We start from the raw sequence: 23,490 nt of genomic DNA, 5'->3' as shown, positions 1-23,490 counted from the left end.
CCTATTATTAGGGCACAAAAAAAATCTCTATGAAAAAAACTATTCTTATTTTGCTGATGCTATTTGCAGGAAAAATGGTCAGCGCACAAAACAATGCTTACGGTGACAACCAGAAAGAGGTGGAGCCGGGAGTGTTTGCCATCTACTCAGGTGATGTCAACCAGGACGGGACCATCGATATCAGTGACCAGGCAGATCTGGGCAATGACCTATCAAATTTCGCCTTTGGCTATGTATTAACTGACCTTAACGGAGATTCTGTGGTAGATATCTCGGATCAGGCTATCTTGGATAACAATTTGGTAAACTTTATTTCAGTAATTAGCCCTGCCAATGGAAACAGGATAATGAATACCAATACCAATACGCAAAAGGAAAACAACAGCCAAACTAACTAAAAGGAACTAATATAAAAACTAATATAACCACAATGAAAACAAAAATTACACTGCTCAAAATGCTGTTCTTTGTGCTATGCTGCACAATGTTCGGCAAAGCGGGCTTTGCACAAAACTCCGTGCAATTCCTGTTGACAAACGATGCGCAGGTTGCTCCAAATCAGTATGAGGTGGATTTGTACATTATCAGTACAGGTGCAGGCTCATTCGAATTGGCCAACCAACAGTTCAGCTTTACTTACAATAATGCTGCAAAAAATGGGGGAACGATGACAGCCGTATGGGTGCCAGCTTCGACTCAATTATCAAATCCGACTAATTTGCAGAATGCAATTAATACGGCAACAGCCGGTATTGTTCGTATTTCGGGTGCTGTACCGGCTCCGGCTTGCGGAACAGGGTCAATTATTCCAACTGCTCCCGGTGTTAGAGTGGGTAGAATGCGTCTGACTAACTCCATTCCATGGGCAGTTAGTCAGTTGAATTTTAATTTTAACTTGGCCACTACCTCAAATCCTAAAGTACAGGCCAACTATTATGATCCTGGAAATTGCCTTACCTTTATAATTTGTCCTATAGTGGGTGCTCCACCAAGTTGTGTAGGTGGAACTACTGTTCAGGTTACTACTGCTAACCCGGTCCTCAACGCTCCTTCTTGTACAGCTCCAACCTTGTCAGCTACTACTGTTTCTGCAACATGCGCAGGTGGTAATGACGGTTCTGTTGACCTGACTATTACAGGCGGTAACCCAACTCCTTTATCTATTTTCTGGAGTAATGGTGCATCTACTGAAGATATCAGCGGTTTAACTGCAGGTGTTTATGAAGTAACTGTAACAACAGATGGTGGTGGCTGTACTGCCAATGCATCTTTTACGGTTCTTGATGGCGCTGCAAACGTTACTTATTATGCTGATGGTGATGGTGACACTTATGGTAATCCTCTGATCAGCCAGGTTTCTTGTACCGGTGCTCCTGTAGGATATGTATTGAGTAATACGGATTGTGATGATGCTAATCCTGCTATCAACCCCGGCGCTGCTGAAATCTGTAACAGTTTAGATGACGATTGCGACGGACAAACTGACGAAGGTTTGACTTTCTCTACATGGTATGCAGATGCTGACGGTGACAGTTACGGTGATCCTTTGGTTACTTTGGTTGCTTGTGCTCAGCCTTTAGGTTATGTTTCTTTTGACAGTGATTGTGATGATAATAATATCGCCATCAACCCCGGTGCTGCCGAGGTATGTGATTTAGTAGATAACGATTGCGATGGTCTGACAGACGAAGGTGTTCAGAATTCTTACTATACAGATTTTGATGGTGATAATTTCGGTACAGGTGTGGCTATCCTTGCTTGTACTCAGCCTATCGGTACTGCTACCAATGACTTAGATTGCGATGATAATAATGCAGCCATCAACCCAAATGCGGTTGAACTTTGTAACAATCTGGATGATGATTGCGATGGAAACATTGACGAAGGTTTAACTTTCATCACTTACTATGCTGATGTAGACGGTGATTCCTTTGGAGATCCTGCTTCCTCAGTTTCTGCATGTACGCCTCCTTCCGGTTATGTAACCAACAACCAGGATTGTAATGATAATGACCTTGCTATCAATCCGCTTGCAATTGAAGTTTGTGACGGTATAGATAATAACTGTAACGGTACTGCTGATGAAGGTTTACTTTCAACCTACTATGCTGACGGTGACGGTGACGGTTACGGTGCCGGTGCTGCTATCTTAGCCTGTACACAGCCTGCCAACACTTCAACAACTGATAACGATTGTGACGATACTAACAACGCCATCAATCCGGGTGCTCTTGAAGTTTGTAACGGTATCGATGACGATTGCGATGGTACTGCTGATGATGGTCTGACTTTCTTAACTTACTATGTAGATGCTGACGTTGACGGTTTCGGAGATGCAAGTGCTACTGGTGTTTCTTCTTGTAACCCAATTGCCGGTTCTGTAACTAACAACGGTGACTGTAACGATGCTGACAATGCGATCTTCCCTGGTGCTACAGAAATCTGTAACAGCATTGATGATGATTGCGACGGTTCAACTGACGAAGGTTTAACTTTCACAAACTACTACTCTGACCTTGACTTGGATACTTATGGTAGTGCCTTGTTAGGTAGCTTCTGCTCACAGCCTTTGGGTTCTGTAGCAGTGGGTGGTGATTGTGATGATAACAACAGTGCTGTTAATCCCGGTGCTCTTGAAGTTTGTAACAACGTAGATGATGACTGTAACGGTTTAACCGATGATGGTCTGACTTTCGTTACTTACTTTGCAGATGGTGACAATGATACTTATGGTAATCCATTGGTTTCTCAATCAACTTGTAACGGTGCTCCTGTTGGTTATGTAGTGGACAACACAGATTGTAATGATACAAACCCTGCTGTTAATCCTGCTGCAACTGAAGTTTGTAACGGTATTGATGATGATTGCGATGGATCTACAGACGAAGGTTTAACTTTCGCGAACTACTATGCTGACGGTGATGGTGACCTTTATGGAGGTACATTCCTTGGTAACCTTTGTGCTCAGCCGCTTGGTTCAGTAACTGTAAGTGGTGACTGTGATGACAACAATATTGCTGTTAATCCAGGTGCTCTTGAAGTTTGTAACGGTGTGGATGACGATTGTAACGGTTTAACCGACGATGGTCTGACTTTCCTTACTTACTATGCTGATGCTGACGGTGACGGTTTCGGAGATGCAACAGCTACAGGAGTTTCTTCTTGTAACCCCATCTTCGGTTCTGTAACTAACAATACTGACTGTAACGATGGTTCAAACGCTATTTTCCCTGGTGCTCCTGAGCAGTGTAATGGTATAGATGATGATTGCGATGGTCAAACTGACGAAGGCGTAGTTGTATCTACATGGTACCAGGATGCTGACGGTGATACTTATGGTAACCCTGCAGTATCTCAAAGCAATTGCGCTCAGCCAGTAGGTTATGTATTGAATAACACAGATTGTGACGATACCAATGGCGCGGTTAATCCCGGTGCTCTTGAAGTTTGTAACTCCATCGATGATGATTGCGACGGTTCAACTGACGAAGGTGTAACTTCTACATTCTATGCTGATGCTGACGGTGATTCTTATGGTAATGCATTGGTTTCAGTTCAGGCTTGTGTTGCTCCTGTAGGTTATGTTGCTGATGCAACTGATTGTGATGACACCAATGGTGCTATCAATCCGGGTGCTACTGAGGTTTGTAACAGTATTGATGATGATTGCGACGGACAAACTGACGAAGGTTTGACTTTCTCTAACTACTATGTTGATGCTGACAATGACTCTTATGGAGATGCCGGTTCACTTCCAACTGTAGCTTGTGCTCAGCCTGTTGGTTATGTTTTAGATAATACAGATTGTAACGACGGAAACGGTGCTATCAATCCTGGTGCTACTGAAGTTTGTGACCTTGTTGATAACGATTGCGATGGTTTAACCGACGAAGGTGTTCAGTCTACTTTCTATGCTGATGCTGATGGTGATAACTATGGTGATTTAAATGCTCCGATTGCTGCATGTTCTGCTCCTTTAGGATATGTTTCTGATAACACAGATTGTAACGACGGAAACGCTGCTGTCAATCCCGGTGCTACTGAAGTATGTGATCTTGTTGATAATGATTGCGATGGTTTAACTGACGAAGGTGTTGTGAACACTTACTATGCTGATGCTGACGGTGACACTTATGGTGACCCTGCAGTAACTGCTAACGGTTGCTCTGCTCCTGTTGGTTATGTAAGTAACAACGGTGATTGTGATGATACCAATGGTGCTATCAACCCCGGTGCTGCTGAATTATGTAACAACATCGATGATGATTGTAACGGTTTAACTGATGATGGTTTACCAACTTTCACATATTATGCTGATGCAGACGGTGACACTTATGGTAATGCTTCTTCAAGCATCACTACTTGTGTAGCGATTACTCCCGGTGGTTATGTATTGAATGCTCTTGATTGCGACGATAACAATGGTGCCGTTAATCCCGGTGCTACTGAGATCTGTGCTAACCTGATCGATGATAACTGCGACGGAAACATTGACGAAGGTTGTGGTTGTGTGAATCCTCCAACTGCTAACGCCGGTTCAGATGTAACTATCTGTGCAGGTCAATCAACTACCTTAAACGGTTCTATCGGTGGTGGAGCTACTAATGGTACATGGTCAACTGCAGGTGATGGTTCATTCTCACCAAGTGCTACTGTATTGAATGCTACCTATACTCCGGGTCCTGCTGATATCTTAGCCGGTTCTGTTGTATTAACATTAACTACTGATGCTCCAACCAACTGTACTCCGGCTTCCAGCTTCATTACAGTAACTATTCAGGATCTTCCACCATCACCGGGTGCTATCTCTGGCCCTGCTGCATTGTGTAATCCTTTCAACCAAACTGTAACGTATAGTGTTGCTGCAGTTCCCGGTGCTACTTCTTATACCTGGTCAGTTCCTGCAGGTACTACTCTTCTCTTCGGACAAGGTACTACCAGCATCACTGTTACCTGGCCGTTCAGCAATATCCACAATGGAGTTGTTGGTCAGGTTTGTGTAACTGCTAACAATAGCAATAGCTGTGGTAGCGGAACTCCAAGTTGTTTGGGTATCTCTGTTCAGTTAACTACTCCTGTAACACCTCCTTCTATCTCCGGTTCTGCTAAGGCTTGTCCCGGCGAAACTATTACTTACTCTGTAGCTCTTGTAGCTCGTGCTGATAACTATGTATGGTCAGTTCCTGCCGGTGCATCAGTTGTAAGTGGTCAAAACACCAACGTAATTCAGGTACAATACAGTGCCGGATTTACAGGTGGTCCTATCAGCGTAATTGCAACCAATGCTTGCGGATCTTCTCCTGCACGTACTCGTAACATCAGCCTCAACATCCTTCCTGCTTCAACTGCAATCAGTGGTCAGTCTACAGGAGTTTGCGGTGCAACAGGTGTAGCATATTCTGCTAATCCGGTTGTAGGTGCTCTCAGTTACTTGTGGAATGTTCCATCAGGTGCTACTATCATGAGTGGTCAGGGTACTGCTTCAATTACTGTTGACTTCAGCGGTTCTTATGGCGGTGGCTCAATGACTGTTATTGCTCAGAATGGTTGTGGTAACGGTGCAGCTCGTGCACTTACAGTATTGGGTGCTCCTGGTCAGGCTTCGCCGATCACTGGTCCTACAGCGTTATGTGCTAATCAGAATTATAACTACGGTGTTGCTACTGTAGCCGGTGCTGCAACTTACACCTGGACTGTTCCTTCCGGATTTATTATCCTTTCCGGTCAGGGTACTAAAGATATCGTTGTGAAAGCCGGTGCTAATCCTGCCGGTAGCTTATCGATCTCTGTTCGTGCATCTAATGCATGTGGAACAGGTCCGATTCGCAGCCTCAATGGAATCAGCATTACACTGTGCCCACGTATTGGTGATGCAGCTGCAATGAATATCTCAGCTTATCCAAATCCTGTAAGTGATCTTCTGAATGTAAGCTTCAATAGCGATAAGAATCAAGATGTTCTTGTTACTATGATGGATGCTGCCGGTCGCGTAGTTCTTAATGAGAACCGCAACGCTGACGAAGGTGCTAACAAATTGGAATTCTCTGTAAAAGGAATGGCTGCCGGAATCTACACTATGCAGTTCCGCACCAATGATACAGTACAGAAAATCCGTATCGTAGTTGAATAATCTCCTCTGAGGTTATTAACCCGATAATAATTAAAACGGCGCCCCGATCCACTCTGGATCGGGGCGCCGTCTTTTGACTAACTCCCGAACGCGGCAACTGTGTCCTGTCGCGACTGCTATAGGATGTCACCCCGAGCACCCTTGTGCGCCTCCGGGATCAAGCTCTCGAAAGCGGTGACAGTATCCGGTAGCGACTGCATTAAGAAGTCTCAACCCCTTTTTCGTAAAATTCGCGTTTCGTATATCTGTAAAATTTCGTATTTCGTATTTCGTATATCTGTAAAATTTCGTATTATCGTATTTCGTATTTTCGTAATATTTCGTATTTCGTATTTCGTATTTCGTAATATTTCGTATTTCATACTCCGTATTTCGTATTCCACTATTTTTACGCCATGCCCGAAAAACTCAATCTACCTTTGCTTGAGGTGGATAACTTATCTGTCTCCTTCGGCACAGGTGAACATTTTTTTAAAGCCGTTGATAATGTTTCCTTCCGTATACTTCCGGGTGAAACCTTGGGAATCGTCGGGGAGTCGGGATCCGGTAAGTCGGTGACCTCTTTATCTTTAATGCAGCTTATTGCTCAACCTGCCGGTAGAATTGAAAGCGGGACGGCTCGTATTCAAACCAAAAATCATGGTACTGTTGATCTCCTGAGCTTGTCTCAAAAGGAAATCAGGAAATTCCGTGGCAATGATATCGCTATGATTTTTCAGGAACCGATGACTTCGTTAAATCCGGTCTTTACCTGCGGGCATCAGGTGGCGGAAGCTTTAAAACTTCATAAAAATTTATCCGGTCGTGCGGCAAGAGAAGAAACTATTCATCTCTTCGAAAAAGTGAAGCTCCCAAGGCCGGCAGAAATGTTCGATGCCTATCCGCATCAGATCTCCGGTGGCCAAAAGCAGCGCGTCATGATTGCCATGGCGATTTCCTGTCAGCCGCGTATCCTCATCGCTGATGAACCTACTACTGCTCTCGATGTAACCGTTCAGGCTACGATTCTTGATCTCCTGAAAGAACTGCAGGAAGAAACCGGAATGGGAATGATCTTTATTACCCATGACCTTGGGGTGATTTCCCGAATTGCCAATGAGGTGGTGGTAATGTATAAAGGAAAGTCGGTAGAGAAAACGGATGTGAAGAGTATCTTCCATCACCCGAAACATCCCTATACCAAAGGATTGCTGGCCTGTAGACCTGCAAACAATACCGGATTAAAACGGTTGCCCGTTATCAGTGATTTTATGGTGGCAGATGATAGCGGAAACTATTCGGAGACCGGAAGGAGTATTGAAGAGATCATTGCGCAACTGAAGGTGAATGAAGCTTCGGCCCCCAAAAAAGTACAGGAGCAGAAAAGTACTACACCCTTATTGAGTGTTCAGCAATTGCAAACCTATTTCCCTTTGAAGAAAAGCTTCTTTGGAAAGCCGAGGGGCGAGGTGAAAGCCGTAGATACCGTAAGTTTTGAGGTGTTTCCCGGCGAAACCCTCGGACTGGTAGGCGAATCAGGTTGTGGTAAAACCACATTGGGTAGAAGTATTCTGCGTCTCATTGAACCCACCGGTGGAAGTATTCTTTACCGTGGTGATGATATCCGTTCTTTTGAAAAAACGAAACTGAGAGCATTTCGCAAACAAATGCAACTCATTTTTCAGGATCCCTATTCTTCGCTCAATCCCCGCCTCACCGCCGGCGCTGCTATTCGTGAGCCCATGTATGTGCACGGACTCTACAAAGACGACAAGGAACGAAAGGAGATGGTGATGCAGTTGTTGAAAAAAGTGGGACTAAAAGAGGAACATTATTTTCGATACCCGCATCAATTTTCCGGTGGACAACGTCAACGGATCTGTATCGCGCGCGCCTTGTCGCTGAATCCGGAGTTCGTGATATGCGATGAGTCTGTTTCAGCCCTGGATGTCTCCGTACAGGCGCAGGTGTTAAACTTGTTGAATGAACTGAAGGAAGAGCAGGGCTTAACGTATATTTTTATTTCACATGACCTGTCTGTTGTACGTTTTATGAGTGATCGTATCATGGTGATGAACAAAGGACGTATCGAAGAATTGGGTGATGCAGATGAAGTCTATCTTCATCCCAAATCCGACTATACCCGCAAACTCATCGAAGCCATTCCGCATTGACATGGATGAAGTACAAGCCCATAAGAAAATCTATACTGCGGAAATGGCCTGGCAGAAGATCTGTAAATGGTGTGCATTTCAGGAGCGAAGTCAACAGGATGTACGGGATAAACTTTATGATTATGGATTGCATAGTAAAGATGTTGAGCTGCTCATATCGCGTCTCATTTTAGAGAATTTTCTCAATGAAGAACGTTTCGCGATCACTTTCGCCGGTGGAAAATTTCGTCAGCTGGGATGGGGAAAAGTAAAGATAAAATTAGCGCTAAAGCAAAAAAAAGTTTCTGAATACTGTATTCGTAAAGCCCTGTCCGTTATTAACGCTACCGACTATACGAAACAACTTGAAAAAGTCATTGCTAAGCGGAGCAGGGAAGAGAAGGAAAAGCATCCGCTGAAACGCAAGCATAAAATTGCGCAGTATGCCATCTCCCGCGGCTTCGAATCCGACATCGTCTGGGATTACCTTAGGGAATAGCATATATTGGGGCGTCAAAATTTATAGGGGAACGCTGATCCCGTAAACGGGATACGCGGATTTTTTAGGATGGGCGCGGATTTTTTTGATGGGTGGAGAATGAATTGATCCCGATGTCATCATTGGAGTTTGTTGGGATGTGGGAGGTGCTTACCCGATCTCTTTCCCTTTTTAGTATCTTTGTGCCATTATGATTATAGAGCAATTAAAAGAACTTTCCGAACGTGTCGATGCTCTGAGGAGGCATCTTTGACGTCGATAACCGACTACAGCAAATAGCTCAGGAAGAACAGCTTACACATGCTCCCGATTTTTGGGATGACCCGAAAAGAGCAGAACAGATTCTTAAAAAAATCAACCTTAAGAAGGACTGGACCAACGCTTTTCTCAAAGTCAAAAGCACACTGGACGACCTTTCCGTTCTTTTTGAATTCCAGAAAGCCGGTGAAGCGACCGAGCAGGAAGTGGATAGCCAGTATGCCGAAACCGTCAAGGTGATCGAAGATCTCGAATTTAAAAATATGCTGAGTGGCGAGGAAGATCGTCTCAGTGCAGTGTTGACGATTAATTCAGGTGCCGGTGGAACCGAAAGTCAGGATTGGGCCTCCATGCTGTTGAGAATGTATTTACGCTGGGCAGAACGTCATGGTTATAAAGTAACCGAGATTGATTATCAGGATGGCGATGGTGCGGGAATAAAATCTGCAACGTATGAAATCGAAGGGGATTATGCTTTTGGATATCTTAAAAGTGAAAATGGCGTTCATCGTCTCGTTCGCATTTCTCCCTTTGATTCTAACGCTCGCCGCCATACATCTTTTGCATCGGTGTATGCGTATCCTATGATTGATGATGACATCAATATTGAAATCAAGGATGCGGATATCAGTATCCAAACCTCCCGCTCTGGAGGGGCCGGTGGTCAGAATGTAAATAAAGTAGAAACCAAAGTGCAGCTTACGCATCATCCGACCGGAATCGTGGTGGTTTGTCAGGTAGAGCGGACGCAGGGTGGCAACAAAGACAGAGCAATGAAAATGCTGAAGTCGCAACTTTACGAGTTAGAGATCAGGAAACGTAACGAAGCGAAAGCAGTAACAGAAAGCAATAAAAAGAAAATAGAGTGGGGTAGCCAGATCAGTAGTTATGTCCTGCATCCCTATAAATTGGTAAAGGATAACCGCACCGACTACGAAACCTCCGATACCCAGGCCGTCCTCGACGGTGAAATCGACGAATTCATAAAAGCGTATCTCATGGAATACGCCGGTGAACCGAAGGAAATCGCGTAAAATAACCACTAAGACACTTAGGACACTAAGAGCACTAAGAGCACTAAGATGATTACTCAAAAGTATATTAATGATCTTTCATATAAGATTGTGGCTTGTGCAATTGAAGTACATTCGGAATTAGGTCCCGGTTTATTGGAGTCAATTTATCATCAGTGCCTCTTTGATGAGCTTGAATCAAGAGGGTTGGAAGTTTGGTCCAAAGTGCGCGTGCCGGTAAGTTATAAAGGAAAGGACCTGGGGCAAGTACTTGAGTTGGATTTATTAGTAGAGCATTTGATTGTCGTTGAAATTAAAGCAACAGAAACAATACATCCTGTATTTAAAGCACAGTTGCTTTCCTATCTTAAATTAACACAGAAACCCAAAGGACTTCTTATCAATTTTCATACTGATAATATAACAAAGGTTCTTGTCCAATTAGTAACTGAAGAATTTGCAAAACTCCCAAAATAAATAAGTTGGCCTTAGTGTCCTAAGTGACCTTTGTGCCTTAGTGGTAACCCCCGAAGAATATTATGTCAGACTACAGAATTGAAAAGGATACGATGGGTACGGTGCAGGTGCCGGCCAACGTATATTGGGGCGCGCAAACACAGCGCTCTATTGAGAATTTTAAAATCGCTCAGGACATCAACAAGATGCCCAAAGAAATTATCCGGGCCTTCGCTTATCTGAAGAAGGCTGCTGCTATCACCAATAGGGAAGCCGGTGTATTGCCGCAGGAGAAATGTGAGCTCATCGGACGCATCTGCGATGAAATCCTCGAGGGAAAACTCGACGATCAGTTTCCCTTGGTAGTCTGGCAAACCGGTTCGGGCACGCAGAGCAATATGAATGTAAATGAAGTCATCGCCTATCGTGCGCATGTGGTAAATGGTGGAAGTCTGCTCGATGAAAAGAAAGCAGTTCATCCGAATGATGATGTCAATAAGTCCCAATCTTCCAATGATACTTTTCCTACCGCTATGCACATTGCCGCATACAAAGCATTGGTGGAGGTAACGATACCGGGTATCCGAAAATTACGGGACACCTTAGCGGCAAAGGCGAAGGAGTTTATGCACGTGGTGAAAATTGGCCGTACTCATCTGATGGATGCCACACCGCTCACTCTCGGACAGGAAATCAGCGGATACGTATCTCAACTTGATCATGGTTTACGTGCTATCAATCATACCTTGCCTCATCTGGCCGAATTGGCATTGGGTGGAACAGCAGTCGGTACCGGAATCAATACACCGAAAGGATATTCAGAGAATGTGGCAATGAATATTGCCAAGCTGACGGGTTTACCTTTCATCACGGCGGAAAATAAGTTCGAAGCATTGGCAGCACACGATGCCATAGTGGAAGCGCATGGTGCTTTAAAAACAGTAGCCGTTAGTATGATGAAAATCGGGAATGATATTCGTCTCCTGGCTTCCGGTCCGCGTTGTGGCATTGGTGAACTCTTTATTCCCGACAATGAGCCGGGATCATCCATCATGCCCGGTAAAGTAAATCCCACACAATGCGAGGCAATGACTATGGTGGCTGCACAGGTATTGGGCAATGATGTTGCGATCAATATCGGTGGTGCAACAGGACACTTTGAATTGAATGTCTTCAAGCCGGTGATGATTTATAATTTCCTGCATTCCGCACGATTGATTGGAGATGTTTGTGTTTCCTTCAATGATAAATGTGCTGTGGGTATTGCACCGATAAAGGAAAACATTGATCGTAACCTTCACAATTCATTGATGCTGGTAACGGCACTCAATACACATATCGGTTATTATAAAGCAGCGGAAATCGCACAAACCGCCCACCGTGACGGAGGAACATTAAAAGAAACCGCCATAAAACTCGGTTACCTCACCGCCGAACAATTCGACGAATGGGTCAACCCGCTGGATATGGTTGGAGACCTGCCGGAATAATCACTGCGCCCGCTGCGAAACCGTTGCGCCCGCTGCGTTTAAAAAAAGTTTGAATGATAAATTACTATTAATATGGCTGCTACTATCATCCGAAATGCCCGCATCGTCAACGAAGGAGTTACTCTCGATGGCGATATCCTGATTAAAGATAACCGCATCGAAAAAGTAGGAGGGGAGATCTCTGTTCCAGGACGTCTGCAGGAGATAGATGCGAAAGGCAATTATTTAATTCCGGGTGCTATTGATGATCAGGTACATTTTCGGGAACCGGGTTTGACACATAAAGGTGAGATTTATACAGAAGCGCGAGCCGCTGTTGCAGGAGGGATCACTTCGTACATGGAAATGCCCAACACTGTTCCACAAGCAACTACGCAGGCATTACTGGAAGAAAAATACCAAAGAGCTGCTCAATGTTCTTTAGCGAATTACTCCTTTTTCATGGGAACAACGAATCATAATCTCGAAGAGGTTTTAAAAACAGATGCACAAAATGTCTGCGGTATAAAGATCTTTATGGGTTCAAGTACCGGTGATATGCTGGTGGATAATGCTTCCATACTGGAGTCTGTTTTCTCCAGGGCACCAACGTTAATAGCTACGCATTGCGAAGATGAAGCAACCATCAGGGCCAATACTCAAGCTGCGCAACAAACGTATGGGGAGATGGTTCCCCCCTCACAGCATCCTATCATACGTAGTGAAGAAGCCTGTTGGAAATCTTCTTCCTTCGCAGTAGAATTGGCAAAAAAGCATGGTACCCGTCTGCATATCCTGCACATTTCCACCGCGAAGGAAACGGAACTGTTCAGAAATGATATTCCGCTAGAGCAAAAATTGATTACGGCAGAAGCCTGTATTCATCATCTCTGGTTTACGGATCAGGATTATTTAACAAAAGGGAATCTGATTAAGTGGAATCCTGCAGTGAAAAAAGCCTCCGACAGAGAGGAAATCCGAAGGGCCGTATTGGATAACCGTATCGACGTGATTGCTACCGATCATGCTCCACATACAAAGGAAGAGAAATCACAATCTTATTTTAAATGCCCTTCCGGAGGTCCGTTGGTACAACATGCGGTGGTGGCTATGTTAGATGGGGTGCACGAAGGATGGATCAGTCTGGAGAAAGTAGTAGAGAAAATGTCACATGCACCCGCGACACTTTTTCGCATTAAAGACCGGGGTTATATACGCGAAGGATATTTTGCAGACCTTGTGTTGGTAGATATGAATAATCCCTGGACCGTTGAACCGGCAAACATTCTCTATAAATGCGGATGGTCACCCTTTGAAGGTCATCGTTTTAAATCAAAAATTTTACAGACCTTCGTGAATGGCCATTTGGTTTATGACAATGGTCGCATAGATGAAAGTAAAATTGGTTCCCGTTTATTTTTTCAACGTTAGAAGGACATGAAGTTCAGAACATATTTGCTGCTGTCATTTTTGATCCTAATAACCGCTTGCAGTAAGCCGGAAGTGACCGTTCCTGCAGACGTAATTCCGCGCGATTCCATGATTGTGGTCCTGGCAGATATTCATTTGATCGAGGCCACTATTCAACTAAAAGGCCTGGGAAGAAATGATACTTTGAAAGCGGAAGCCTACGGTCGCTATCGGTATGTTTTTAACAAGCATAAAATATCTTCCACTCAATTTCGCAAAAGCCTCGAATACTACCGTTCAGAACCCGAATATTTTCACAAGATGTACGAAGAAGTCATCACGCGCCTAAGCGTAGAGCAAGCTAAAAGCAATAAGCCGTAAAACCTTCAATCTTTGCTGCGATAGTCCCCCTCCCAAAATAATTTATTTACACTCGAATTTGAACAACTTTTTCATCCCTTGGTCATTTTCATGATTCCGCTCTTTTCTTTATAAACTTCCGATGATGCATATATAATTTTCAATACATTAATATTTTAGAGAGAACGCTGATGACGCTGATTTTTAAGATTTTCGCTGATTCAACATCACAAGTCTAGCCTTAATTGATATCCTTTCGTATTTTGTACTTTCGTATTTCTCTCTATCGTCTTTTCGTATTTCACTCTTTAGTATTTCGTATTTCGTACTTTCGTATTATTCGCGGTTTCGTATTATTCGCGGTTTCGTAAAATTCGTAATTCGTATATTCGTATCCCGGTAGTGTGAAAAGAAAGAGGAGGGTTCTCCTCTTTCTTTTCACACTACCGGGTAGATTCGTATTTCGTAACCCCGCCTTAAGTTTTTATTTAAGATAAGTTTGAAGGAAATCAAAGAAGACTCTATTCCACAAAATACTATTCTGCGGCTTCAACACATGATGTCCTTCATCCGGAAAGTAAAGAAACCGGCTGGGTACTTTTTGTAATTGCGCGGCTGTAAAAGCTTCCATGCCCTGATTCAACGGTACACGAAAATCTTTCTCGTTATGAATGACTAATATGGGTGTATCCCAGTTTTGAACAAATTTATGAGGGGAGAAGGTATCGAAACTTTTTGGTTTTGGATTGTCCCAGTAGTTGCCATCCATGTCATGGTGTGCAAAGAAGATTTCTTCTGTTGCTGCATACTCCGACTCCAGGTTAAAAACTCCGCAGTGTGAAATGAAGGCTTTAAAACGCTTATTGTGATGTCCGGCTAACCAATAAACAGAGTAACCGCCGAAGCTGGCACCGACAGCACCAAGTCTGTTTTTATCTACATAATTTTCTTTGCTTACATCATCGATCGCAGAAAGCAAATCGTTCATCGCTTGTCCGCCCCAGTCACCGGCAATCTGATCATTCCACTCTTCTCCAAACGACGGTAACCCGCGACGGTTAGGTGCCACAACAATATAGCCTTGCGCGGCAATGAGACTGAAATTCCAACGGTAACTGAAAGTCTGGCTCACGACACTCTGTGGTCCGCCCTGACAATAGAGCAGAGTCGGATATTTTTTCGCCGGATCAAAATCGGGTGGATATATCACCCATACGAGCATCTCTTTTCCGTCGGTAGTTTTCACCATGCGTTTGGCGACTGTACTTTTCTTTATCGGACCCCATGAGTTTGCATTTGAATTGGTGATCATGGTAGCATCTCCGGTCTGTGGGTTGATATTGTATAATTCAGACGGCATAGTCATGTCGGTACGGCTGGCAATAATTTTTAATGATTTGCCGGTTCCTGCTACAGTGATTTCATTGTAGTCCGCTTGTGCAGTTGTTACTTGCCGCAAAGGCATCGCACTCTTCAGGAAGGAGTCGTAGATAAAAATTTGTTTCGTAGCATTCTTCGCCGCGGTGAGTACGATGATTCTGCTATCGTCACTCCAGGCAAGATTGTCAACGGAATAATCAAACGTAGGAAGGAGTTCTGTTTTCTGTTTGGTATCAAATGTATATTGAAAAAGACGATTGCGATCACTTTCGTAGCCCGCTTGTTCCATGCTCAGCCATAGTAATTTCTTGCTGTCGGGTGACCAGCAAGGATCATTGTCATAACCGTTCATGCCCTCGGTAAGATTCGAGGTGGTTCCGCTCAGAAGGTCATAGAGATAAATATCAGTATTAGTGCTTACTGCCGCATCGGTTCCGTTGAGTTTCTTGCAGGTATAGGCCAACTTCTTCCCATCCGGTGAAAACATCACCTGCTCATCACCGCCGAAAGGACCGGTAGGGGCATCCCAGCGTTCTCCGGGCATAATGTCCACACCTTGTCCAACGGTACCATTGGAGTAAGTAGCAATGAAAAGATGACTGTACGCGTAATCGTGCCAGGCATTCCAATGTTTAAACATCAGTCCGTCAATGATACGTGCACCATCTGCTTTAGGAAGGTCAGGATAAATTTCGCTGGGCTTTTTATCCAGTTTGACATCGGCACTGTACCATATATGAGATAACGTTTTCGAATATCCGAAATTACTGATTCCTCCTGCAATAGAAGTGACTTGTAATGGAATGCTTCCATCCGGGTTCACCTCCCATAACTGGGTGTCTCCGTTCTTATCGGCCATCAGAAAACCAATTTTTTTTCCGTCCGGGCGCCAGCGGGCGCTACCTTCATCAGCTGCAGATTTTGCTAACGGTACCGGAGTACCGCCATTTACAGGAATCAGGAAAATGTCGCTTTGCCCTTTATTCGCAGCGATGTCAAAGGTTCGTACATTATAGATGACCGTTTTTCCATCAGGGGAAATTCGTGGATCAGCGACACGGGCTAATTTAACCAGTGCTTCCGGAGTAAGGGTCTGGGCCGAAAGGCTAACCACACTACTGAATAGTAATACAATTGCAGCAAGATTTTTCATGAATGAAGTAATTATTTGATTCAAAAATAGCAGAATATTCGATATCTCCATCATTCGCAGAAATTCAACCGGATGTCTCTAATATACACCTGCCCCGCAAAAGCGACGCAATCAAGCCCTATGGGTTCGTCATTATTATACCCTCACGAATACAAATCGCCAACAACTCCGTAGGAGCGAAATAATTATAGCCTAATGTAAACGAATCGCCAACAGCTCCGTAGGAGCGAAATAATTATAGCCTAATTTAAACGAATCGCCAACAGCTCCGTAGGAGCGAAATAATTATAGCCTAATGTAAACGAATCGCCGACAGCTCCGTAGGAGCGAAATAATTATAGCCTAATGTAAACGAATCGCCAACAGCTCCGTAGGAGCGAAATAAATATAGCCTGATGTAAACGCATCGCAAACAGCTCCGTAGGAGCGAAATAATTATAGCCTAATTTAAACGAATCGTCGACAGCTCCGTAGGAGCGACATTATTCTAGGACATAATTATTGGCAACCTAAACTTACATTAAAACGAAAGGACAATAATTTGAATTCCATCCGCCATCGAAAAATTAAAATAAAAATATTCCTTATAACTTCAATTTCTTAAAAACCGTATCTCGGTCCAATTCCACTACCATTCCGGGTTCAGGATTTTCCATCGTTAAATCTTCAATTTTCCAGCGGACTAATCTTAATGTCGGAAAACCAACTGCGGCTGTCATCTTCCGCACTTGTCTGTTTTTTCCCTCTGTAATGGTAAGTTCTAACCAGGAGTCAGGTACCGTCTTTCGAAAACGTATGGGCGGGTTTCTTTCGGGTAATTCCGGTGGAGGAATAATTTTGGCTTTTGCCGGTGCCGTAAAATGTTCCCTGCCATCTATGCTGATACTAACGCCATCGCATAGCTTATCAATGGCTTCCTGCGTAATCGTCCCTTCCACTTGTATGAGGTAGGTGCGGTGATGTTTAAAACGCGGATGGAGCAATCGCTTGTTGATTGCAGTATCGTTCGTCAACAATAAAAGCCCTTCGCTATCTGCATCCAAACGACCTACAGGATACACATCCTTTGGAAAATCATGAAGCGTACCTAATCCGGGCTTCTCTCCATCCGGTTTGAATTGAGAGTGCACGCCGAAGGGTTTGTAGATGAGAAAGTAGTCCATGAATCAGTATAAAGTTTTATCGCTACAGTCGAGAAGGAATATTTACGATGCAAACGATTGTATAATGGTAAACGCGAATTAATATTCAATTTTTATTTCAGCCCTGCGGTTCATCGTTCTTCCTGATGAAGTAGCATTATCTCCGGCAGGATTTCCATCTCCCATTCCTTTTGTGCTGATGCGGCTTTCAGCAATTCCTTTCTTGATGAGATACGCCTTTAATGCGTCGGCACGTTGTTGTGAAAGTGTTTCGTTCCTTAATTTATCGCCGGTATTATCTGCATGTCCGATGATCTCCGCCTTATAGTTCGGATAAGTGTTCATTGTCTTCGCTACATTGTCCAGCATTTTGAAATAGCCGGAGCGAATGTTTGCACTGCCGGTTTCAAATAATACCGGTTTAAGTTCATTTGCGGCTAACGTTGTTCCGGCGCCCGCAATTTCCGGACATCCTCCATTTGCAGCCACGCCTGCGCTGTCAGGACATTTATCATCGATGTCAGCAACCATATCTCCATCTTTGTCAGGACATCCCTTTAATTCAACGGTTCCTTTCTCCTGCGGACAACGATCATCGGGATCAATGACGCTATCTTCATCTGTATCCACACAACCTTTCAGCGCCAATGTTCCTTTCACCTCCGGACAACGGTCATCCGCATCCGTTACACCATCTCCATCCTGATCCGGACAGCCGTTGGTTGCGGGATCCATGGTAACAAGCCCTGCCACATCGATGCATTTATCAATCGAGTCGGCAACACTGTCACCATCTTTATCAGGGCATCCTTTCGCTGAGGCTACTCCTTTCACATCCGGACATGCATCCAGTTGATCAGAAATACCATCTCCATCACGATCCAACGGACAACCGTCTGCATCTACCGATGTTCCGGCAGGGGTCTGCGGACATTTATCTTTTTTATCACTTACACCGTCCTGGTCTTCATCTTTAGCGGTAGCAAAATTCCAGGTAAGACCAAGGCTATGCATCAAAAAAGCATCGTTATTGTCCCGCTCTTCTTTATCGCGATTGTCGTGGTCTGTGTAAGCGAATGTTTCCTGTACTAACAATCCGAGTCTTTCTGTAATGCTGATTTTCAAGCCCGCACCAAAGGGAATGAAAATATCTGTTCCCGGATTTTTTATGTTGTTCAGATAACCCACACCAATACCCACAAATCCATAAGGATTGACTTTAAATCGCTCTTCTTTGAACAGGCTGGCACGCACATGGGCATTCCATTGCAGTTGGTCCGCTTCGAAATTTTTAAGGGCATTTTCACGATAACCATAGGTCCCCAATGTGGCATTCATCGAAAAGTCGAAATGACTATTGATAAACCAGGCGGTGGTCAGACCGATATGCATTTGGGCATCCTGATCCTTACTGTTATAAAATCCCTGTCCCAGATCACCGTTATACTGCGTAAGTCCGCCCCAAAGGCCGATAGCAAACGGGCGTTCAGCGGTTTGTGAGTAAAGGCTAAGAGGTAAAAGGGTTGCAAAGAGCAGTTGAATGAGGAAGCGTTTCATCGGAATTATAATTACTTTTAAGAGGCGCAAAGGTAGTCTTCTCCTGCATATCAACCGGAATAGGTATATTAAATAATTCTTCTCATTGGGTACGCCCATAAAGTACACGACTGTATTGACTTTGCGAAGGTGAAATGAGAACCTGCCTGCCGGCCGGCAGGCGCTGATGAAACGGATTCCGCGGATTTTCGCGGATTTTCTATACTTTAAGACCACCGGGAGGAGAGAGGATTTTAGTTGGTCAAACCAGGTAAAATGGGATGGTCGCTTCCTAGATTGTATTCCGTCAATTATTTATACCTTTGCACCTCGTTCTTTATTTAGCTTATCAAGAAAGGTGGAGGGACTGTGCCCTATGAAGCCTTGGCAACCCTGATCTCTTCAGCCGAAGGCTGAAGAGAAAGTTCAAGGTTTAACGTTTAATGTTTAAGGTTGAATGTCCGGAATTGTAAAATTCTGAACATCAATAGATTAATAATTAGTATTATCTATTTAAACTATAATACTTCATCTCGCAACCTTAAACCTTAAACTTTGAACCTTAAACCTTAAACGTTGAACGTTTCACGTTCAACTCAGATAGTGCCACATCCAGTCTCGTCAAATATGATGGGAGAAGATAAGTCCGGAAGATCTGAACCTAAACAGTAAAAACACGTAAAATCTCTTCTGGCTGCCGGAGGGGATTTTTTTATTTCCGGCATGCCCTTAAAAAATTATGGCTGTACACCCGATTCGTCAACAATTAGAGCGCCGCATCCTTGTGATCGATGGTGCCATGGGAACTATGATTCAGCGTTACCTGCTGGAAGAAAAGGATTATCGCGGCAAGCGCTTTGCCGATTTTCCGCATGATCTGAAGGGTAACAATGATCTCCTGAGTTTGACCCAACCGAAAATTATTTGTGATATACACAAAGCCTATCTCGAAGCAGGTGCTGATATCATTGAGACCAATACCTTCAATGCACAGAAGATCTCATTGGCCGATTATAAGATGGAATCACTGAGCTATGAATTGAATCTCGAGTCGGCGAAACTGGCGAAACAGGCGGTGCAGGAGTGGATGGTGACTAACCCCAACGGAGGTCCGAAGTTTGTGGCCGGTGCACTGGGACCTACCAACCGTACTGCATCACTCAGTCCGGATGTCAATGATCCCGGTTTTAGAGCGGTTTCTTTTGATGATTTGGTAGAGGCTTATTCAGAACAAATCAACGGACTTCTTGACGGAGGTTCGGATCTGTTATTAATCGAAACTGTTTTTGATACCTTGAATGCGAAGGCAGCACTCTATGCGATTCAGACGATTCTCGAAGAAAGAGATCTCCGGATTCCTGTGATGGTTTCCGGTACGATTACCGATGCCAGCGGTCGTACCCTCAGCGGACAAACGGTAGAAGCTTTTCTGAATTCCATCTCCCATGTTGACCTGCTCAGCGTTGGATTGAACTGTGCCCTCGGAGCAAAGGAAATGCGTCCTTATCTCGAAGAACTCAGTGAGAAAGCTCCTTTCTACATCAGCGCCTACCCCAACGCAGGACTCCCCAACCAGTTTGGTGAATACGACGAGACCCCGCATCATATGGGTCATCAGATAAAAGATTTTCTCACCAGTGGCTTCCTCAACATTGTGGGTGGTTGCTGCGGTACTACTCCAGATCATATTCGTGAGATTGCAGTGCTGGCTAAACAATGCCCGCCTCGAAAAGTCCCTGCACGGGATCATCTCATGCACCTCAGCGGACTCGAAGCCGTCACCCTGCGTCCGGAAAGTAATTTCATGAATGTAGGCGAACGTACTAACGTGACGGGTAGCCGTAAATTTGCAAAACTCATCATTGATGAAAAATACGAAGACGCCCTCGCCATCGCCCGCGATCAGGTAGAAGGTGGCGCGCAAGCCATCGACATCAATATGGACGAAGGTATGCTCGACTCGCAAGCGGCCATGGTGAAATTTCTTCATCTGATCGCCTCCGAGCCTGATATCTCCAAATTACCCATCATGATTGATTCTTCGAAGTTCTTCGTGATTGAGGCCGGACTAAAATGCACGCAGGGAAAAAGTATCGTGAACTCCATCTCCATGAAAGAGGGAGAAGCAGAATTTTTGCGACAGGCGAATATCATCCGCAAATACGGAGCCGCTGTGATTGTCATGGCTTTTGATGAAGACGGACAAGCGGATACTTATCAGCGACGCATCGACATTTGTGCCAGAGCTTATAAGTTGCTCACTGAAAAAATTAATTTTCCTCCTCAGGATATCATCTTCGATCCAAACATTTTCCCTGTCGCTACCGGCATGGATGAACACCGCCGCAACGCACTGGATTTCATTGAAGCTACAGCATGGATTAAGAAGAACCTTCCTTATGCCAAGGTGAGCGGAGGTGTAAGTAATGTTTCCTTCTCCTTCAGGGGCAATGACCACGTCCGTGAGGCCATACACGCCGCATTCCTTTATCATGCGATCAAAGCGGGGATGGATATGGGTATCGTGAATCCGGGACAATTGCAGGTGTACGATGAGATTCCCAAGGACTTGCTGGAGATGGTAGAAGATGTGCTTCTCGACCGGCGTGATGATGCGACAGAACGCTTGATCACCTATGCCGAGCAAATAAAAGGAGCAGGAAAAAAACAAGAGCGCGATGAAGCATGGCGGGAAGGAACAGTGGAAGCACGACTCACACATGCTCTCGTGAAGGGTGTAGTGGAGTATATTGAGGTAGATGTTGAAGAAGCAAGAAAGAATTATCCAAAAGCCTTGCACCTGATTGAAGGTCCCCTGATGGATGGAATGAAGGTAGTGGGTGATTTGTTCGGAGCCGGAAAAATGTTTTTACCGCAGGTAGTGAAGAGTGCAAGAGTGATGAAGAAAGCGGTGGCTTATCTCCTCCCTTACCTTGAAGCGGAGAATACAGAAGGAGCAAGCAAGAAGGGAAAGATCCTCATGGCCACAGTGAAAGGCGATGTACATGATATCGGTAAAAATATTGTGGGTGTTGTACTCGCTTGTAATAATTATGATGTGGTGGATTTAGGTGTGATGGTGCCCGCGGATAAAATTCTGGATGCAGCCATCGAACATCAGGCGGATATCATCGGACTCAGCGGACTCATCACGCCTTCACTGGATGAAATGGTACACGTGGCGAAAGAAATGGAACGCCGGAAATTTGATATTCCTCTACTCATTGGTGGCGCAACAACTTCAAAGGTACATACTGCTGTGAAGATTGCTCCCTTTTATTCGCATCCCGTGGTGCATGTAAACGATGCCTCCCGCTCTGTTCCGGTGGCAAGTGCATTGCTCTCGAAAGAACTCAAACAGGAAATCACCGACCGTACCAACGAAGAATACGATCGTTTGCGTAAACAACATGCCGGTGCGCAAGCCGCGAATAAATTTATCTCCGTCAATGAAGCCCGCGCGAATGCATGGCAATGTGACTGGACAGCGGTTACTACAAAAGCGCCTGCTCAACCCGGTGTAACGGTATTGGACAATTATCCCCTCGCGGAGTTAGTTCCCTACATCGACTGGACACCCTTCTTCCATTCATGGGAAATGAAAGGATCGTATCCGAAAATTTTAAAGGATCCGGAAAGAGGTACAGAAGCGAAGAAATTGTTTGATGATGCGCAGGAGATGTTGAAAAAGATCATTGATGAAAAATGGTTGCAGGCCAATGGCGTCATCGGAATTTTTCCGGCCAATGCTATCGGTGATGATATTCTTGTATATGAAGATGACACGCGTAAAAAAGTGCGTGCGACCTTCCATACGCTTCGTCAGCAAACGAAGAAACCGGAAGGACAAGCGAACATTGCTCTCTCAGATTTCATCGCACCAAAAGCAGCAGGAGTTAAAGATTATATCGGCACATTTGCGGTTACTACAGGTATCGGCATTGATGAACACGTAGCACGCTTTGAAGCCAATCACGACGACTACAACGCTATCCTGCTCAAAGCACTCGCTGATCGTCTGGCAGAAGCATTTGCAGAGCGATTGCATCAGCGGGTACGCAAAGAATTTTGGGGCTACGCTTCAGATGAAACGCTGAGTAATGATGATTTGATCAAGGAAGAATACGATGGTATCCGTCCCGCTCCGGGCTACCCTGCACAACCGGATCATACCGAAAAATTAACCATCTGGAATTTACTCGACACGGATACTACCGCCGGCATCACACTCACTGAAAGTCTGGCCATGGTACCAACAGCGGCTGTAAGTGGATTGTATTTTTCGCATCCTGCCTCACACTATTTCGGTCTCGGAAAAATCCAACGCGATCAGGTAGAAGATTACGCACGACGAAAAGGCATGTCGGTAGATGATACCGAGCGCTGGCTGGGCCCTGTATTGGGCTACGAGCCGGTGGTGGTGTGATTTGACAATTCGATCGCGAAGCCTCGCGATTTGAAGATATCCCTTTCGGGAGACAAGTTTGAAAATGGATTGGAAGCAAAGTATGTGATGATTATGCTCACGTTGATGGATATGAAATTCAATTTA

13 protein-coding genes and 1 riboswitch are annotated in these 23,490 nt (G+C 44.6%); of the genes, 10 read left to right on the top strand and 3 right to left on the bottom strand.

The window, feature by feature from the left end; all coding sequences use genetic code 11:
• The first annotated feature begins 29 nt into the window (after window positions 1-29).
• The 9 genes from IPJ86_03190 to IPJ86_03150 all read left to right on the top strand — a co-directional run bounded on the left by IPJ86_03190 (window position 30) and on the right by IPJ86_03150 (window position 13,748).
• The gene (locus IPJ86_03190) at window positions 30-398 is read left to right on the top strand and encodes a hypothetical protein (GenBank protein MBK7886323.1); all 369 of its coding nucleotides are present in this window, start codon (window positions 30-32) and stop codon (window positions 396-398) included.
• Between the two features lie 32 nt (window positions 399-430).
• Entirely contained in the window at window positions 431-6,130 is a 5,700-nt protein-coding gene (locus IPJ86_03185; GenBank protein ID MBK7886322.1) for a T9SS type A sorting domain-containing protein, read from the top strand.
• Between the two features lie 395 nt (window positions 6,131-6,525).
• Complete coding sequence (locus IPJ86_03180; protein ID MBK7886321.1) at window positions 6,526-8,283, top strand: ABC transporter ATP-binding protein; 1,758 nt, start codon at window positions 6,526-6,528, stop codon at window positions 8,281-8,283.
• A 1-nt stretch (window position 8,284) separates the two neighbouring features.
• The gene (locus IPJ86_03175; protein MBK7886320.1) at window positions 8,285-8,761 is read left to right on the top strand and encodes a RecX family transcriptional regulator; all 477 of its coding nucleotides are present in this window, start codon (window positions 8,285-8,287) and stop codon (window positions 8,759-8,761) included.
• 190 nt (window positions 8,762-8,951) lie between these two features.
• Window positions 8,952-10,053 (top strand): peptide chain release factor 2 gene (gene prfB / locus IPJ86_03170; GenBank protein MBK7886319.1). Its coding sequence is split into 2 segments (ribosomal slippage): window positions 8,952-9,011 and window positions 9,013-10,053, totalling 1,101 coding nucleotides; the frame shifts between segments, so codons are not numbered across the junction.
• Between the two features lie 48 nt (window positions 10,054-10,101).
• Window positions 10,102-10,509, top strand: coding sequence for a GxxExxY protein (locus IPJ86_03165; GenBank protein ID MBK7886318.1), 408 nt, complete (start codon window positions 10,102-10,104; stop codon window positions 10,507-10,509).
• A 62-nt stretch (window positions 10,510-10,571) separates the two neighbouring features.
• Window positions 10,572-11,978 carry a class II fumarate hydratase gene (gene fumC / locus IPJ86_03160; GenBank protein ID MBK7886317.1) on the top strand — a complete coding sequence of 469 codons (1,407 nt, stop codon included), beginning with the start codon at window positions 10,572-10,574 and terminating at the stop codon, window positions 11,976-11,978.
• 72 nt (window positions 11,979-12,050) lie between these two features.
• Window positions 12,051-13,388, top strand: coding sequence for a dihydroorotase (locus IPJ86_03155; protein ID MBK7886316.1), 1,338 nt, complete (start codon window positions 12,051-12,053; stop codon window positions 13,386-13,388).
• 39 nt (window positions 13,389-13,427) lie between these two features.
• Window positions 13,428-13,748: a DUF4296 domain-containing protein gene (locus tag IPJ86_03150; protein ID MBK7886315.1), complete on the top strand. Its 321-nt coding sequence runs from the start codon at window positions 13,428-13,430 to the stop codon at window positions 13,746-13,748.
• 463 nt (window positions 13,749-14,211) lie between these two features.
• Here the strand turns inward: IPJ86_03150 and IPJ86_03145 are convergent, their stop codons facing one another.
• The 3 genes from IPJ86_03145 to IPJ86_03135 all read right to left on the bottom strand — a co-directional run bounded on the left by IPJ86_03145 (window position 14,212) and on the right by IPJ86_03135 (window position 18,959).
• Window positions 14,212-16,260, bottom strand: a complete 2,049-nt coding sequence (locus IPJ86_03145) for a S9 family peptidase (protein ID MBK7886314.1) — start codon at window positions 16,258-16,260, stop codon at window positions 14,212-14,214.
• A 584-nt stretch (window positions 16,261-16,844) separates the two neighbouring features.
• Window positions 16,845-17,423: a pseudouridine synthase gene (locus tag IPJ86_03140; protein ID MBK7886313.1), complete on the bottom strand. Its 579-nt coding sequence runs from the start codon at window positions 17,421-17,423 to the stop codon at window positions 16,845-16,847.
• Between the two features lie 78 nt (window positions 17,424-17,501).
• A complete protein-coding gene (locus tag IPJ86_03135) occupies window positions 17,502-18,959 on the bottom strand; it encodes an OmpA family protein (GenBank protein ID MBK7886312.1) in 1,458 nt (485 codons plus the stop codon).
• A 322-nt stretch (window positions 18,960-19,281) separates the two neighbouring features.
• A riboswitch (SAM riboswitch) is annotated at window positions 19,282-19,585 on the top strand.
• 92 nt (window positions 19,586-19,677) lie between these two features.
• Between IPJ86_03135 and metH the strand changes: the two genes are divergently transcribed.
• Entirely contained in the window at window positions 19,678-23,364 is a 3,687-nt protein-coding gene (metH, locus tag IPJ86_03130; GenBank protein ID MBK7886311.1) for a methionine synthase, read from the top strand.
• The last annotated feature ends 126 nt before the right edge of the window (window positions 23,365-23,490 follow it).

The sequence above is a fragment of the Bacteroidota bacterium genome (genome assembly GCA_016713925.1).
GTDB lineage: Bacteria > Bacteroidota > Bacteroidia > AKYH767-A > OLB10 > JAJTFW01.
Note: the sequence above shows the minus strand (reverse complement) of the source record. Positions and strands in the feature narration are given on the sequence as shown.

Coding starts and splice junctions, on each gene's coding strand:
- fumC (MBK7886317.1), top strand. CDS start 10,572: ATGTCAGACTACAGAATTGAAAAGGATACGATGGGTACGGTGCAGGTG.
- IPJ86_03140 (MBK7886313.1), bottom strand. CDS start 17,423: ATGGACTACTTTCTCATCTACAAACCCTTCGGCGTGCACTCTCAATTC.
- IPJ86_03155 (MBK7886316.1), top strand. CDS start 12,051: ATGGCTGCTACTATCATCCGAAATGCCCGCATCGTCAACGAAGGAGTT.
- IPJ86_03135 (MBK7886312.1), bottom strand. CDS start 18,959: ATGAAACGCTTCCTCATTCAACTGCTCTTTGCAACCCTTTTACCTCTT.
- IPJ86_03180 (MBK7886321.1), top strand. CDS start 6,526: ATGCCCGAAAAACTCAATCTACCTTTGCTTGAGGTGGATAACTTATCT.
- IPJ86_03165 (MBK7886318.1), top strand. CDS start 10,102: ATGATTACTCAAAAGTATATTAATGATCTTTCATATAAGATTGTGGCT.
- metH (MBK7886311.1), top strand. CDS start 19,678: ATGGCTGTACACCCGATTCGTCAACAATTAGAGCGCCGCATCCTTGTG.
- IPJ86_03145 (MBK7886314.1), bottom strand. CDS start 16,260: ATGAAAAATCTTGCTGCAATTGTATTACTATTCAGTAGTGTGGTTAGC.
- IPJ86_03190 (MBK7886323.1), top strand. CDS start 30: ATGAAAAAAACTATTCTTATTTTGCTGATGCTATTTGCAGGAAAAATG.
- IPJ86_03185 (MBK7886322.1), top strand. CDS start 431: ATGAAAACAAAAATTACACTGCTCAAAATGCTGTTCTTTGTGCTATGC.
- IPJ86_03175 (MBK7886320.1), top strand. CDS start 8,285: ATGGATGAAGTACAAGCCCATAAGAAAATCTATACTGCGGAAATGGCC.